10 protein-coding genes and 1 pseudogene are annotated in these 15,697 nt (G+C 68.7%); 9 read left to right on the plus strand and 2 right to left on the minus strand.

Annotated elements, in window-relative coordinates:
* Nucleotides 1-93: 93 nt before the first annotated feature.
* Nucleotides 94-759 (minus strand): annotated as a pseudogene (scpB, locus tag LAJ50_RS09010) (SMC-Scp complex subunit ScpB); the annotation flags it as partial.
* A gap of 53 nt (nt 760-812) precedes the next feature.
* Nucleotides 813-1,718, minus strand: coding sequence for a ScpA family protein (locus tag LAJ50_RS09015; RefSeq protein WP_130552173.1), 906 nt, complete (start codon nt 1,716-1,718; stop codon nt 813-815).
* 409 nt (nt 1,719-2,127) lie between these two features.
* Here LAJ50_RS09015 and LAJ50_RS09020 point away from each other — a divergent pair, with 409 nt between their 5' ends.
* The 9 genes from LAJ50_RS09020 to LAJ50_RS09060 all read left to right on the plus strand — a co-directional run bounded on the left by LAJ50_RS09020 (nt 2,128) and on the right by LAJ50_RS09060 (nt 15,664).
* Nucleotides 2,128-2,427: a YciI family protein gene (locus LAJ50_RS09020; protein ID WP_130552171.1), complete on the plus strand. Its 300-nt coding sequence runs from the start codon at nt 2,128-2,130 to the stop codon at nt 2,425-2,427.
* Nucleotides 2,424-2,711 (plus strand): BolA family protein, encoded by a 288-nt coding sequence (locus LAJ50_RS09025; RefSeq protein ID WP_130552169.1) that lies wholly within the window; start codon nt 2,424-2,426, stop codon nt 2,709-2,711. The genes LAJ50_RS09020 and LAJ50_RS09025 overlap by 4 nt, the downstream gene beginning before the upstream one ends.
* 172 nt (nt 2,712-2,883) lie before the next feature.
* Nucleotides 2,884-3,906, plus strand: coding sequence for a LacI family DNA-binding transcriptional regulator (locus LAJ50_RS09030; RefSeq protein WP_130552167.1), 1,023 nt, complete (start codon nt 2,884-2,886; stop codon nt 3,904-3,906).
* A gap of 99 nt (nt 3,907-4,005) precedes the next feature.
* Complete coding sequence (locus tag LAJ50_RS09035; protein WP_138654323.1) at nt 4,006-7,020, plus strand: TonB-dependent receptor; 3,015 nt, start codon at nt 4,006-4,008, stop codon at nt 7,018-7,020.
* A 146-nt stretch (nt 7,021-7,166) separates the two neighbouring features.
* A complete protein-coding gene (locus LAJ50_RS09040; RefSeq protein ID WP_130552220.1) occupies nt 7,167-8,792 on the plus strand; it encodes a glucoamylase family protein in 1,626 nt (541 codons plus the stop codon).
* Nucleotides 8,793-8,797: 5 nt separating this feature from the next.
* Entirely contained in the window at nt 8,798-10,153 is a 1,356-nt protein-coding gene (locus tag LAJ50_RS09045; RefSeq protein WP_138654321.1) for a sugar ABC transporter substrate-binding protein, read from the plus strand.
* Nucleotides 10,150-11,028: a sugar ABC transporter permease gene (locus tag LAJ50_RS09050; protein WP_138654319.1), complete on the plus strand. Its 879-nt coding sequence runs from the start codon at nt 10,150-10,152 to the stop codon at nt 11,026-11,028. The genes LAJ50_RS09045 and LAJ50_RS09050 overlap by 4 nt, the downstream gene beginning before the upstream one ends.
* 40 nt (nt 11,029-11,068) lie before the next feature.
* Nucleotides 11,069-11,905 (plus strand): carbohydrate ABC transporter permease, encoded by an 837-nt coding sequence (locus LAJ50_RS09055; RefSeq protein ID WP_138654317.1) that lies wholly within the window; start codon nt 11,069-11,071, stop codon nt 11,903-11,905.
* 600 nt (nt 11,906-12,505) lie between these two features.
* Nucleotides 12,506-15,664, plus strand: a complete 3,159-nt coding sequence (locus tag LAJ50_RS09060; protein ID WP_138654315.1) for a discoidin domain-containing protein — start codon at nt 12,506-12,508, stop codon at nt 15,662-15,664.
* Nucleotides 15,665-15,697: the final 33 nt, after the last annotated feature.

Here is a 15,697-nt window from a genome sequence, read left to right on the forward strand (position 1 = left end):
CGGCGCGTCCTGCGCAGGCGTGGAATCGTGGGAGGCCGGCTGTTCGCCGTCGTCGTCGCCGGTGGCGGCGTCATCGGCCGGCGCGGCCTCCGCATCCGCATCCGCGTCGGGCTGGCCCTCGGCGGCGGCGCGCGCCGGCAGCGGGGCGCCGGGCAGCGGCAGCTGCGGGTCGAGCTCGGCGATGTCCTTCAGCTCGGACAGCGGCGGCAGTTCGTCCAGGCGCTTGAGCCCGAAGTAGTCCAGGAACGCGCGGGTGGTGCCGAACAGCGCCGGCCTGCCCGGCACGTCGCGGTGGCCGACCACGCGGATCCACTCGCGCTCCTCGAGCGCCTGGATGATGTTGCTGCTGACCGCCACACCGCGCACCTGCTCGATCTCGCCGCGGGTGATGGGCTGGCGGTAGGCGATCAGCGCCAGGGTCTCCAGGGTGGCGCGGGTGTAGCGGGTCTTGCGCTCGGTCCACATGCGGCTGACCCAGGCATGCACGTCCTGCTTGACCTGGTAGCGCCAGCCGCTGGCGACCTCGACCAGCTCCACGCCGCGCTCGGCGCAGGCCCGCGCGAGCTGTTCCAGCGCCAGGTCCAGGCTGCCTTCCGGCGCCGGGCGGTCCTCCGGGAACAGCTCGGCCAGCTGCGCCAGGCTCATCGGCTGGGCCGAGGCCAGCAGCGCGGCCTCGACGATGCGGTTGATCAGGCCCTGGTCCGCCTGGGCGACCGGTGCGGCCGCGGTCTCGGTATCGAAAGCGTCGTCTTCGTGCATGCGAGGGTCTTGGCCGCGCCGTCAGCGCGTGCGGGGGGTGGTGGCCGGCGCGCTCATGCGTCGTTGGCCGCGTCGGTGTCGTCGAACTCGCTGGAGAACTGCAGCGGCTCGTTGGTGTTGTTCAGCGCCAGGGACTTGATGTAGATCGGCGCCAGCGGCGCCTCCTGGACGATGTCCAGCAGCTGCTCCTTGGCCAGTTCCAGCATCGCCAGGAAGGTCACCAGCACGCCGAGCCGGCCCTCGGCCACGGTGAACATGGCCTCGAAGCGGTGGAACTTGCCGTCCTCCAGCCGCGAGAGCACCTCGCCCATGCGCTGGCGCACGCTCAGCGCCTCGCGCTTGATCGCGTGGCCGGAGAACAGCTCGGCGCGCTTGAGCACATCGTGCAGCGCCAGCAGCATCTCCTTCAGGTCCACTTCCGGCGGCACCTTGATGGCGGTGCGGTCCGGGACATGGGCGTGGGCCACGGCGGTGTCGCGGTCCTGGCGGGGCAGGGCGTCGATGTCCTCGGCGGCCTGCTTGAAGCGCTCGTACTCCTGCAGGCGGCGCACCAGGTCGGCGCGCGGGTCGCCTTCCTCGCCGTCCTCGGCCTGCGGCCGCGGCAGCAGCATGCGCGACTTGATCTCGGCCAGGATCGCGGCCATCACCAGGTACTCGGCCGCCAGTTCGAACCGCAGCTCCTGCATGACGTTGATGTAATCCACGTACTGGCGGGTGATCTCCAGCACCGGGATGTCCAGGATGTCCAGGTTCTGCCGGCGGATCAGGTACAGCAGCAGGTCCAGCGGGCCTTCGAACGCATCGAGGATCACCTCCAGCGCGTCCGGCGGGATGTACAGGTCCTGCGGGATCTGCAGCACCGGCTGGCCATGCACCATCGCCAGCGGCATCTCGTGCTGCTGCGGGTTGTGCGGCTTGTCGGTGGAAGCGGTCGCGTCGGGCGCGGATTGCGATGTCATCGAAGGTCGAAAGCGGGTCGCGTCAACACTGCGGTCCGGACCGGATGGCGTGGGGGAACGCCACGGCCGGCCCTGCGATTGCCAGGGGGCACGCGCTTCCCGCGAGGGGACGCGCCGGGGTACTGCAGGTGGTCAAGCCTTGCGTGGGCCATCACGGCGCGCACGTAAGCCAATGCGGCACGCGCCTGTGGGGAGGGCGGCGGGCAACGGGAGACAAGGTGGTCTGGCTTTCAGGACGCGCTTGGCAGCGGTGTGGGTCGCGGACAGGTCCAAGGGAGCCTGGGCGATGGCCGCTGCGGGTCGTGCCGTGCCAATCGGGTTCAAAGAGTACGGTCTGGCCGCGCGCCTGTCCAGCGCGGCAATCATCCGTACAATCGGGCGCCCTCCCAAGCCCAGCGGTTCTCACGCCATGTGGTACGCCATCGAAGGTCACGACGTCCCCGATTCCCTGCCGCTGCGCCAGCCGGCGCGCCCGGCGCATCTGGCGCGTCTGCAGGCCCTGCTCGATGCCGGCCGGCTGCTGGTCTGTGGCCCGTGCCCGGCGATCGATTCGCCCGACCCGGGCCCGGCCGGCTTCAGCGGCAGCATCGTGATCGCGCAGTTCGACTCGCTGGAGGACGCACGCGCCTGGGCCGTCGCCGATCCGTACGCGCTCGCCGGCGTCTATGCGCGGGTGGACGTGCGACCGTTCCTGAAGGCGTTGCCATGAGTGGAGCGACGACCCGGATCGAGCGCATCCGCCAGGCGCTGGACGCCGGCCTGGCGCCGACGCTGCTGGAGCTGGAGGACGAGAGTCACCGTCATGCGGGTCACGCCGGCGCGCGCGACGGGCGCGGGCACTACAGGGTGCGCGTCGTCAGCGAGGCCTTCGCCGGCAAGCTGCCGCTGGCGCGGCACCGGCTGGTGTATGCCGCACTGGGCCCGATGATGCAGACCGACATCCACGCCATGAGCATCATCGCCCAGACCCCGGGCGAGGCGGCCCGCGCCTGAGCCGGCCGGATGCACCGGCCTGGCGGGGCGCCGCGCGGAGTCCGCAGGGGCGGGGTTTCGCGGGCTTTTGATGCGTCATCGCCCTAGCATCGGCCGAACGTCGCATTTACCACGCGGCTTGGAACCGATTACAGTCCGGGCTCGAACACGTCAGGCAGATCGCGGAGGGCGGATGTCGCGAAGCGGAACCATCACCATCCGGGATGTGGCGCGCGAGGCGCAGGTCTCGGTGGCGACCGTCTCGCGGGCCCTCAATGGCCACGCCAACGTCGCCGCGGAGGTGCGCAAGCTGGTCCTGGAGACCGCCCGGCGCCTGCGCTACCAGCCGCACGCGGCCGCGCGCAGCCTGAGCAGCCGCAGCACCCAGACCATCGGCGTGGTCCTGCCGGACCTGTACGGCGACTTCTTCTCCGAACTGATCCGCGGCATCGATGGCGTGGCGCGCGAGCATCGCCGCCATCTGCTGGTGTCCAGCTACCACGGCGCGCAGGAGGCCCAGGGTGCGGCGTTGCGCGCGATGCGCGGGCGCGTGGATGGACTGCTGGTGCTCTCGCCTTATGCCGACCAGCCGGGCTTCCTCACCGACAACCTGCCCGACGGCCTGCCGGTGGTGCTGATCAACACCCAGCTGCCCGAAGGCGACTATCCGGTCCTGAACATCGACAACCACGGCGGCGCGGTGACGATGATGCGCCACCTGGTGGCCAGCGGTCGCCGGCGCATCGCCTTCATTGCCGGGCCCGAAGGCAACTTCGACGCGGCCCAGCGCCTGCGCGGCTATCGCGACGCGCTGGCCGAACTGCTGCCCGGCGTGCCCGAACAGGTGCTGCCGGGGCGTTTCGACGAGGCCTCGGGAATGGAAGCCGGCACCGCGCTGCTGGCCGCCGAGCACAGGCCCGATGCGGTCTTCGCCGCCAACGACACGATGGCGCTGGGCTGTCTGTTCGCCTTCAACCAGGCCGGCCTGCGGGTGCCGCGGGACATCGCCCTGGCCGGCTTCGACGACGTGCCGGTGGCGCGCTTCGTCCATCCCCCTCTGACCACCATGCGCATCAGCATCGCCGAACTGGGCGCCAACGCCCTGCGGCGGCTGCTCCAGGACATCCAGGCAAAGGCGCCGCTGGCGCTGCCCGATCCACCACCCCTGATCCCCGAACTGGTCGTGCGCGCATCCGCACCGGCCGGACAGGGGTAATTCCGCCGCGCCCCTTGCGCGGCGGCTTTCCTCCGTCGCAGCACCTGCGTCGTTCTTGACCACCCAAGCAGCGTTTGGGTATGCCCCGGGAGGGCCAACATGAAGCACGTCCAAGCAAACCGATCCCACCGTTTCCGTCCCACGCGCCGGCTGCTCAGCTGCGCGCTCACCGGCTGCCTGGCGCTCGGCGCCGTGCCGCTGGCGTCGGCCCAGTCCACCTCGGCGACCCTGCGCGGCCAGGTCAGCGGTGCGGGCGAGGGCGCCACGGTGACCGTCACCAACACCAGCACGGGCCTGAGCCGTGCGGCGCGCGTGGGCGCCGATGGCAGCTACATCGTCGGCGGCCTGCCGCCTGGTCCGTACAAGGTCGACGTGGTCGCCGATGGCGCGGCCACCAGCAAGGAACTCACCCTGCAGGTCGGGCAGACCGCCACGCTGAACCTGGAAGGCGCCGCCAGCGCGGCGGTCACGCCGGGCGGCCAGGCCAAGGACCTGGACGCGGTCAAGGTCACCGCGCCGCCGGTGATCGCCGAGACCAAGACCTCCGAGGTCGCCACCTACGTCAGCCAGGCACAGATCCAGGCCTTGCCGCAGGCGTCGCGCAACTTCCTGGCCTTCGCCGACACGGTGCCGGGCATGATCTTCGAGCAGTCCTCGGACGGCTCGGCCAGGCTACGCAGCGGCGCGCAGAGCAGCACCGGCACCAACGTGTTCATCGATGGCGTGGGGCAGAAGAACTACGTGCTGCCCGGCGGGGTCAGCGGCCAGGACTCCTCCAGCGGCAACCCGTTCCCGCAGCTGGCCATCGGCGAGTACAAGGTCATCACCTCGAACTACAAGGCCGAGTACGACCAGGTCTCCAGCGCGGCGGTGACCGCGTTGACCAAGTCGGGCACGAACGCATTCGAAGGGCACTTCTTCCGAGACTACACCACCGGCGACTGGCGCGCGCCGACCTACGCCGAGTCGCAGCCGGGCCAGGAGAAGGTCGATTCGAGCGAGGAGCAGTACGGTGCGTCCTTCGGCGGCCCGATCGTGCGCGACAAGCTGTTCTTCTTCGCCACCTACGAGGCCAAGCGCATCGATCGCCCGCGCACTGTGCGGGTCGGCGACAGCGCCTTCGACCCGGCCGATCTCACGCCGGAACTGGCCGACTACCTGGGCCCGGCGACCGTGCCGTTCAAGCAGGACAACTACTTCGGCAAGCTGACCTGGCAGGCCAACGAGAACAACCTGGTCGAGCTGTCGGCCAAGATCCGCGACGAATCCGAGCTGACCAACGTCGGCGACGGCCCGAACGTCTACAGCTACGGCAGCGACAAGACCAACGATTCCAAGCGCTTCGACCTGCGCTGGCAGTTCAGCAACGAGAACTGGCTCAACGACCTGCACCTGACGCGCGAGGACGATGCCTGGAGCCCGCGTCCGATCGGCGCCGGGCCCGGGTACGAGATCCGCAACAACCGCGTCAACAACACCGACGGCGAAGCCATCCTCAACCTCGGTGGCGGCCCGGACTACCAGGACAAGCGCCAGAAGGGCAACGGCCTGCAGAACGATCTGACCTTCTTCGGCTGGGAGGGCCATACCCTCAAGGGCGGGGTGAAGTACAAGGACGTGGAAGTCGGCTCGCTGCAGCGCAATCCGGCCAACCCGCAGTACCGCGTGGATTACTACGAGAACCTGGCCGAAGGCCGCACGACGCTGGCGGATTTCGTCCCTTACCGGGTGAGCTTCCAGTCCTCGCTGCCGGGGCGCAGCGACGAGGCGGTGACGTCGAAGAACAAGCAGTTCGGCATCTATCTGCAGGACGACTGGCAGGTCACCGACAAGCTCGAACTGAACCTCGGCGTGCGCTACGACTACGAGAAGACGCCGGCCTACCAGGACTTCGTCACTCCGGCCGGCCTGGTCACCGCGCTGCGAGGGTGGAGCAACATCGCCAACACCGACTACGACATCAACGACTACATTTCCACCGGCTCCAACCGCAAGGCCGACAAGAACAACTGGGCGCCGCGCTTCGGGTTCTCCTATGACCTGGCGGGGGACCAGCGGCACGTGATCTTCGGTGGCGCCGGGCGTTCGTTCGACCGCAACCTGTTCGACTACCTGGCGCTGGAACAGCTGTCGACCTCCTTCGCGCCCTACACCTACAACTTCGACACCGCCGCGCATCCGTGCACGGTCGGGCAGGACACCTGCCTGGCCTGGGACCCGAGCTATTTCGATCCGGCCCGGCTCGACGCGCTGGCCGCGGCCAATCCGAACCTGGGCTCGGAGGTGACGCTGCTCAACAACCACCTCAAGACGCCGTATTCGGACCAGTTCAGCATCGGCATGCGCAACATCGTCGACCTGGGCGGCGTGGCGTGGAACACCTCGGTGGCCATCGCCCACGTGCGCAGCTACGACGGGCTGCTGTTCACCGGCGGCAACCGCTATCCGGACGGCTCCTTCCATGGCGATGGCGCGCAGTGGGCCAACTACGCCGGCAACGAGCCCATTCCCGGCTACGGCAACCTGATCCTGGTGGACAACGGCATCGACACCAAGCTCAACCAGCTGCTGCTGTCGGCCGACAAGCCGTACAGCGAGGAATCGCCCTGGGGCGTGACCATCGCCTACACCTTCAGCGATGCCAAGGAGAACCGGCTGAGCTCGGCCGATACCGGCGAGCATTACCTGTTCGACCTGCCCAACCTGGACGGCCAGCCGTTCCTGCGTTCGGCCGGCGTGCCGCGCCAGCGCCTGGTGGTGACCGGGATGACCGGCTTCTGGGGCATCAACCTGTCCAGCAAGCTGACCCTGGCCACCCCCGAGCCCCTGGCCGCGGTGGACTGCCGGGCCGGGACGGGCGACTGCCGGTTCGCCTCCTACACGCCGGACCACACGCTGGGCTTCAAGCAGCTCGATCTGGCGCTGGAGAAGGTGTTCGATACGGGGACCGACATCAAGATGCGCATCCGTGGCGATGTGTTCAACGTGTTCAACTGGAAGAACTTCACCCAGTACAACACCGACTACACCAGCGCCCTGCTGGGCACGCGCAACGGCACCGAGACGCAGTGGCCGCCGCGCATGTTCAAGCTCTCCTTCGGCCTGGACTGGTAACCTTGCGCCACCCCGGCCGGTTCGCCGACCGGCCGGGGGACTCCCCGCACCGCTTTCGTTTTGCGCCGGACTTTGTTTGCAGGTGTAAACGTTTACATGGATTCTGAGCCTTGAAGACGCGCCGACGCCTCACCTCGCTGCTGCCGATGACCGCATCGGCCCTGGCCGTGCTGCTGGCGGCATGCCAGCAGCAGCCCGAACCCACGCCCGTCAAGCCGGTCAAGGTGACCGGGCGTCCGCCCGTCGAGCTTCCCGTGGAAGACAAGAAACCCGAGCTGTCCCCGCTGTTCCGCGACATCGAGCGCCGGACCTTCCAGTTCTTCTGGGACACCACCAACGAAAGCAACGGCATGACGCCGGACCGCTATCCTTCGCGGCCGTTCGCCTCGGTGGCCTCGGTGGGCTTTGCCCTGACCGCCTATCCGATCGGCATCGAGAACGGCTGGGTCAGCCGCAGCCAGGCGGTGGACCGCACGCTGACCACGCTGAAGTTCCTCTACGAGCTCAAGCAGGGCAAGCAGCCCACCGGCACGGCCGGGTACAAGGGCTTCTACTACCACTTCCTGGACATGCAGACCGGGCAGCGCTTCTCCAGCTGGGTGGAGCTGTCCACGGTGGACACCTCGCTGCTGCTGATGGGCGTGCTGTTCGCCCAGTCCTATTACGACGGCGACGACCCGCGCGAGAAGCAGATCCGCGACCTGGCCGAACAGATCTACCGGCGCGTGGACTGGACCTGGATCCAGCCGCGCTCGCCGCTGATCTCCATGGGCTGGTTCCCCGAGAGCGGCTTCATCAACCACGACTGGACCGGCTACAGCGAAGGCATGATGGTCTACATCCTGGCGCTGGGTTCGCCCACCCATGCGGTGGAGCCCGACGCCTGGCAGGTGTGGACGCGGAGCTACAACGAGATCTGGGGCGTCTACCAGGGCCAGGAGTACCTGTCCTACGGCCCGCTGTTCACCCACCAGTACACGCACGTGTGGGTGGACTTCCGCGGCATCCAGGACGACTACATGCGCGAGCACGGCATGGACTACTTCGAGAACAGCCGTCGCGCCGCCTACGCCCATCGCCAGTACGCCATCTCCAACCCGATGAAGTGGAAGGACTACGGCGAGAACGTGTGGGGCCTGACCGCCTCGGACGGTCCGCAGCAGACCCTGCAGGAGTACCGCGGCGAGCAGCGCGAGTTCCGCCACTACTCGGCGCGCGGCGCCGGCCTGCGCGACAACTTCGACGATGGCACCATCGCCCCGACCGCGGCCATCGCCTCGCTGCCGTTCGCGCCGGAGATCGTGATCCCGGCCACCGAGGAGATGCACAAGCGCTTCGGCGACTACATCTATTCCAGCTATGGCTTCCTGGACGCGTTCAACCGCAGCTTCACCTACGACATTCCGATCAAGACCGGCCGCGTGGTCCCGGACAACGGCTGGGTGGGCAGCGACTACATCGGCATCGACCAGGGCCCGATCCTGACGATGATCGCCAACTACCGCGACGATTTCGTCTGGAACGTGATGAAGAAGAACCCGCACATCCGCAAGGGTCTGGAGCGGGCGGGCTTCACCGGCGGCTGGCTGGCCGGCGATGAGAAGGACAAGGACGACAAGGACAAGAACGCGCAGGCCGAGGCCGCCAAGCCGGCCCAGGCGCCGGGCCAGATGGACGCGGCCACCGCACGCGCGCTGGGCACGGCCGAATCGCGCGTCCCCAATTCGCAGTCCGAGCCGCCGCAGCAGCAGCGCCCGCAGCAGCCCAAGTAGGCGACATGAGCGAGCCACGCCGTTTTCCCGCGCCCGCCGCACGCGCCCGCCGCCTGCGCGGTGCGCTGGCGCTGTTGCTGCTGGCGGGCATCGCCGCGCTGGCGGCCTGCGCGCCGCGCGATGCCCAGCGCACCACCGTGCGCTTCTGGGCGATCGGCCGCGAGGGCGAGGTGCTCGGCACGCTGCTGCCCGAGTTCGAGGCCGCCCATCCCGACATCCGCGTGGACCTGCAGCAGATCCCCAGCACCGCCGCGCACGAGAAGCTGCTGACCGCCTTCGCCGCCGACACGCTGCCGGACGTGTGCCAGCTGGGCAACACCTGGATCGCCGAGTTCGCCACGCTCAAGGCGCTGACGCCGCTGGAGCCCTACGTGCAGCGCTCGGCGGTGGTCAAGCAGGACGATTACTTCCCCGGGATCTGGCAGACCAACATGATCGACGGGCAGCTGGTGGGCATCCCGTGGTATGTGGACACGCGCCTGCTGTTCTATCGCAAGGACATCCTGCGCGAGGCGGGCGTGGCGCTGCCGATCACCACCTGGGACCAGTGGAACGCGGCGATGGCGCGGATCAAGGCGCACGTCGGGCCGGACCGCTACGCCATCCTGATGCCGCTCAATGAGTTCGAGCAGCAGCTCTCGCTGGCCCTGCAGCAGGACGATCCGCTGCTGCGCGACCACGACAACCGCGGCAACTTCGAGAGCCCCGGCTTCCGCGCGGCGCTGGCGTTCTACGCCAACACCTTCGAGCAGGGCTGGGCGCCGAAGATGTCCGAGACCCAGGTCTCCAACGTCTGGGACGAGTTCTTCCGCGGCACCTATTCGTTCTACCTGTCCGGCCCCTGGAACATCCGCGAGTTCCGCATCCGCGCGCCCGAGGCGCTGAAGGATCAGTGGGGCACGATGGCGCTGCCGGGGCCGCACGGACTGGGCGCGGGCATCGCCGGCGGCTCGAGCCTGGTGATCTTCCAGCGCTCGCGCAACAAGGACGCGGCATGGCAGCTGATCGAGTTCCTTTCGCGTCCCGACATCCAGCAGCGCTTCCACGCGCTGATCGGCGACCTGCCGCCGCGCCGCTCCACCTGGCATACGCCGCAGCTGGAAGGCGATCCGCTGGCGCGCGCCTTCGCCGACCAGCTCGAGCGGGTCAAGCCCACGCCCAAGGTGCTGGAATGGGAGCGCATCGTGCAGGAAATGCGGCTGGTGACCGAGCGTGTGGTGCGCGGTGGCGAACGCCAGGACGCGGCGGTGGCCGACCTGGACCAGCGCGTGGACAAGATCCTGGCCAAGCGCCGCTGGATCTATGAGCGCGACGACCATCCCGGCGCCGCCACCGCTGCCGAGACGGAGACCGCCCGATGAACCGTTCGCTCGCCGGATGGGTGTTTACCGCGCCGGCGCTGATCGTGCTGGGCGTGTTCTTCGGCCTGCCGGTGCTGGCCGCGCTGGCGCTGAGCGTCACCGACTTCGATCTCTACGCGCTGGCCGACCCGCACAACCTGCGCTTCATCGGGCTGGACAACTACCTCGACCTGCTGCGCACGCCGATGTTCTGGAAGGCGCTGTGGAACACGACCTACTTCGTGCTGGTGGGCGTGCCGCTGTCCATCGCCGCCTCGCTGGGCGCCGCGCTGCTGCTCAACGCGCCGGCCGCGCGCTTCAAGGCCGTGTTCCGCACCGCGCTGTTCGCCCCGGTGGTGACCACGCTGGTGGCGGTGGCGGTGATCTGGCGCTATCTGTTCAACACCCAGTACGGGCTGGTCAATTACGTGCTGGTGCACCTGGGGCTGCCGGCGCCGGACTGGCTGGGCGACCCGCACTGGGCCATGCCGATGATCATGCTGTTCGCGGTGTGGAAGAACTTCGGCTACAACATGGTGATCTTCCTGGCCGGCCTGCAGGCGATCCCGCAGGACCTCTACGAGGCCGCGCGCATCGACGGCGCCAACCGCTGGAAGCAGTTCTGGCACATCACCCTGCCGATGCTGGGCCCGGTGCTGCTGGTGGTGGGCGTGATCACCATCTCCGGCTATTTCCAGCTGTTCGCCGAGCCCTATGTGATGACCCGCGGCGATCCGCTGCAGAGCACGGTGAGCGTGCTGTATTTCATGTTCGAGGAAGGCTTCAAGTGGTGGAACCTGGGCCGCGCCTCGGCGGTGGCGTTCCTGCTGTTCCTGATCATCCTGGCGGTGACCACCGTGATGCTGCGCCTGGGCCGCAGGAAGGGGTTGGTATGAGGAGCTTGCGCACGTGCGCCCGGTGCGCGGGAGGCCTGGCATGAGCCGCGAAGTCGGAGGCTCGCGCTGGAACGCGGTCCTGGTCAACGGCGGCCTGCTGGCGCTGGCGATCGTCAGCCTGGCGCCGCTGGCATGGATGGTGTCGGTGTCGTTCATGCCGGCCGGCGAGGCCAGCCGGTTCCCGCCGCCGATGCTGCCCAGCGCCTCGACGCTGGCCAACTACCATCAGCTGTTCGAACGCACCGGCATGGCCGCCAACTTCGTCAACAGCCTGATCGTGTCGCTGGCCATCACCCTGGGCTCGCTACTGTTCAACACCCTGGCCGGCTACGCCTTCGCCAAGCTGCGCTTCACCGGGCGCGAGCGGGTGTTCCAGGTGCTGCTGGCCGCGCTGGTGATCCCGGCGCAGGTGGCGATGCTGCCGCTGTTCCTGCTGATGAAGCAGCTGCACCTGGTCAACAGCTTCGGCGGGGTGATCGTGCCGGCGCTGGCCACGGTGTTCGGCATCTTCCTGGTGCGACAGTACGCGCGCAGCATTCCCGATGAGCTGCTGGAGGCCGCGCGCATCGACGGCGCCGGCGAGCTGCGGATCTTCTTCCAGATCGTGCTGCCGATGCTCAAGCCGGTGCTGGTGACGCTGTCGATCTTCACCTTCATGGCGGCCTGGAACGACTTCATGTGGCCGCTGATCGTGCTGACCGACCAGGACCACTACACGCTGCCGGTGGCGCTGGCCTCGCTCTCGCGCGAGCACGTGATGGACGTGGAACTGATGATGGCCGGCGCGGTGGTGACGGTGGTGCCGGTGCTGCTGCTGTTCCTGCTGTTGCAGCGGTACTACATCCAGGGGCTGCTGCTGGGGAGTGTTAAGGGGTGAGGCGCCACGCTTGCGCGCCACTGGCGCGCGTGGCGCCGAACGCCCGGCCAGGGATGGCCGGGCCGGACGTTCCGAAGTCGGATCGTCTCGCCATGGAGGGCCGAGCAACGTTTCCTGTTCGGCGGGCACGGGGATTGCGCAGCGGCTTGCCTACACAAGCAAAGGCTTTCGTGCGGCTTCGCCGCCCGACCTACTTTTCTTTGCTCGTGCAAAGAAAAGTAGGCAAAAGAAGCGCTCCTCCACAGACGAATGTCTGGTCAAACACGCCCCGGGCGGCGCGCCTGCGCTGCGCGCAGGTCCGCTGCGGGCCGAGGGATTTTCCGAAGGGACATCCTGTCCACTCGGAAAACGTCGCACATCCATGTGCGACGCCCTTACGGGTCTTGTCCTCGGCCCTCCGCCGCGCCTTAAGGGGTAAGTTGCAAGCCAGAGCAACAGCCAGAGCAACAGCCAGAGCAACAGCCAGAGCAACAGCTAGAGCAACAGCTAGAGCAACAGCTAGAGCAACAGCTAGAGCAACAGCTAGAGCAACAGCTAGAGCAACAGCCCAGGCCGCTGGTTCTCTGGCAACCTTCTATGAACTTCTCGATGGCTACTGACATGTCCCGTTGCCGCCCGCTTGTCGCTTTCTTGATCGCGCTTGGCCTGCCTGCGTCTGCGCAAGCGCAGACGCGCGTACTCGATGCGTTCGACGATCCTTCCACCTGGAAGGTGGTGACCTCCAACCAGGTCACCGCGAACCTGCGCACGATGACCGGGGCCGACGGCGGAAAGGCGCTGTGCCTGGACTACGACTACCACGGGGTGTCGGGTTACGCGGGCCTGCAGCGCCAGGTGGCGCTGGACTATCCGGACAACTACCGCTTCGACTTCCAGCTGCGCGGGGCCTCGCCGGCCAACGATCTGCAGTTCAAGCTCACCGATGCCTCGGGCGACAACGTGTGGTGGGTCAATCGGCCGGCCTACGACTTCCCCGGCGAGTGGACCCCGGTGACCTATCGCAAGCGCCAGATCGACAAGGCCTGGGGGCCGGACCCGGACAAGACGCTGCGCCACAGCGCCAAGCTGGAGTACACGATCTACAACAACGCCGGCGGCAAGGGCTCGGTGTGCTTCGACGCGCTCACCTTCACCCCGCTGCCGCCGGAGGACACCAGCCCGCTGCGCGGCGCGGTCAGCGCCTCGACCGCCAACGGCGGCAGCAGCGCTGCGCTGGCGGTGGACGGCAATCCGGACACGGCCTGGTATGCGGACTTCGATGCGGCGACGCCGCCGCAGCTGACCCTGGACCTGCGCAGCGTGCGTGAGTTCGGCGGCCTCAAGCTGGTGTGGAAGCCGGGCGAGGAGGCCAGTGATTACCTGGTGCAGCTGTCCGACGACGGTGTGCAGTGGCGCGATGCGCGCGCGGTGGTCGATGGCGACGGCGGTACCGACTGGATCGCGCTGCCGGAAACCCAGGCGCGTTACGTACGCGTGCTGCCGTCGGAAGGGCCGCACAATTCCTTCGGCCTGGCCGAGCTTCAGGTCCTGCCGCTGGCTTTCTCGGCCACGCCCAACGAGGTGGTCAAGGCGATCGCGGCCGCCTCGCCCAAGGGCTGGTATCCGCGCGGCTTCAGCGGCCAGCAGCCCTACTGGACCATCCTCGGCCTGGATGGCGGCACCGAACAGGGGCTGATCGGCGAGGACGGCGCGGTCGAGGTCGCGCGCGGGGGCTTCAGCGTGGAGCCGTTCGTGGTGACCGACGGGCGGCTGCTGAGCTGGGCCGACGTCAAGGCGCAGCAGCGCCTGCAGGACGGCTATCTGCCCATTCCCAGCGTGGAATGGAGCCACCCGTCGCTGACGCTGACCACCACGGCCTTCGCCGACGGCACGCCGGCCGACGCGCAGCTGGTGGTGCGCTACACGCTGCGCAATCCCGACAGTCGCGCGCATGCCTATCGCCTGGCATTGGCGCTGCGGCCGTTCCAGGTCAACCCGCCGACGCAGTTCCTGAGCGTGCAGGGCGGCGTGAGCCGGATCGAATCGCTGGCCTTCGACGGGCGCACCGCGCGCGTCAACGGCGCGCCGCGGGTGTTCGCCTCACAGGCGCCCGATGCGACCTTCGCCACCAGCTTCGATGGCGGTATGGCGGTCTCGCATCTGCTGGATGCCACGCTCCCGCAGCGCGCCGGGGTCGACGACGACACCGGCCTGGCCTCGGGGGCCTACGTCTACGAGGTGGAACTGGAACCGGGCCAGTCGCGCCAGTTCGACCTGCGCATTCCGATGACCGGCAAACCGCGCTGTTCGAGCAGCGTCGCCGCCGCCGACTGCGGCGCGCAGGCGCGCCAGGACGCGGTGGCGGCGATGTGGCGCGACAAGCTGGACCGCGTGCGCTTCACCGTGCCGGCCGCCGGCCAGCCGCTGGTCGATACGCTGCGCACCGCCACCGCGCACATGCTGATCTCGCGCGTGGGGCCGCGCCTGCAGCCGGGCACGCGCTCGTACAACCGCAGCTGGATCCGCGACGGCGCCATGATCTCCGAAGGCCTGCTGCGCATGGGCCGCCCGCAGGTGGTGCGCGATTACATCGCCTGGTATGCGCCGTTCCAGTTCAAGGACGGCATGGTGCCGTGCTGCGTGGACCGCCGCGGCAGCGACCCGGTGCCGGAGAACGACAGCCATGGCGAGCTGATCTTCGCCATCGCCGACTACTGGCGCTACACCGGCGACACCGCCTTCGTGCAGCGCATGTGGCCGCACGTGGAGGGCGCCTACCGCTACATGGAACAGCTGCGCCTGTCCGAGCGCACCGAGCAGAACCGCGCCGTGGACCCGGCGTTCTACGGGATGATGCCGGTGTCGATCAGCCACGAGGGCTATTCGGCCAAGCCGGTGCATTCGTACTGGGACAACTTCTGGGCACTGCGCGGCTACAAGGACGCGGTCGAACTGGCCCAGGTCCTGGGCAGGACCGAGGATGCCAAGCGCATGGCCGCCTCGCGCGATCAGTTCCGCGCCGACCTGATGGCGTCGCTGCAGGCGGCGGCCCGCGGACACGGCATCGATTTCCTGCCGGGCTCGGCCGAACTGGGCGACTTCGATTCCACCTCGACCACCATCGCCCTGGCGCCGGGCGGCGAGCAGGGCCAGCTGCCGCAGCCGCTGCTGGACAACACCTTCCAGCGCTACTGGACCGAATTCGAGCGCCGCGCCGACGGCCAGCGCGCGTGGAAGGACTACACGCCCTACGAGTGGCGCAACGTGGCCGCGTTCGTGCGGCTGGGCTGGCGCACGCGCGCCAACCGCGCGGTGGACTTCTTCTTCGCCCATCGCACCCCCCAGCCGTGGAACCAGTGGGCCGAGGTGGTCTCGCACACGCCGCGGGTGCCGTTCTTCCTGGGCGATCTGCCGCATGCCTGGGTCGGGTCGGACTTCGTGCGTACCGCGCTGGACATGTTCGCCTACACGCGCGAGCTGGACGACAGCCTGGTGCTGGCCGCGGGCATCCCGCCGGCGTGGCTGGACGGGCAGGGCATCGCCATCGCCGGCCTGCGCACGCCCGACGGCCCGCTGAGCTACACGCTCAGGCGCGCCGATGGCCAGCTGCAGCTCGACGTGCCCGCCGGCCTCAAGCTGCCCAAGGGCGGCCTGGTCCTGCCCTGGCCGTACGCGGGCACGCCGGGCCAGGCGACCATCGACGGCAAGGCGGCGCAGTGGCAGGACGGCGCACTGCGCATCACCCGGCTGCCGGCGACGGTGCGGATCGCCGCGCCGTGAGGGCGCGGTTGACGACCAGACCCCGCTGAGACC

Origin of the sequence: Pseudoxanthomonas sp. X-1 (assembly GCF_020042665.1) — a bacterium.
Taxonomy (GTDB): domain Bacteria; phylum Pseudomonadota; class Gammaproteobacteria; order Xanthomonadales; family Xanthomonadaceae; genus Pseudoxanthomonas_A; species Pseudoxanthomonas_A spadix_A.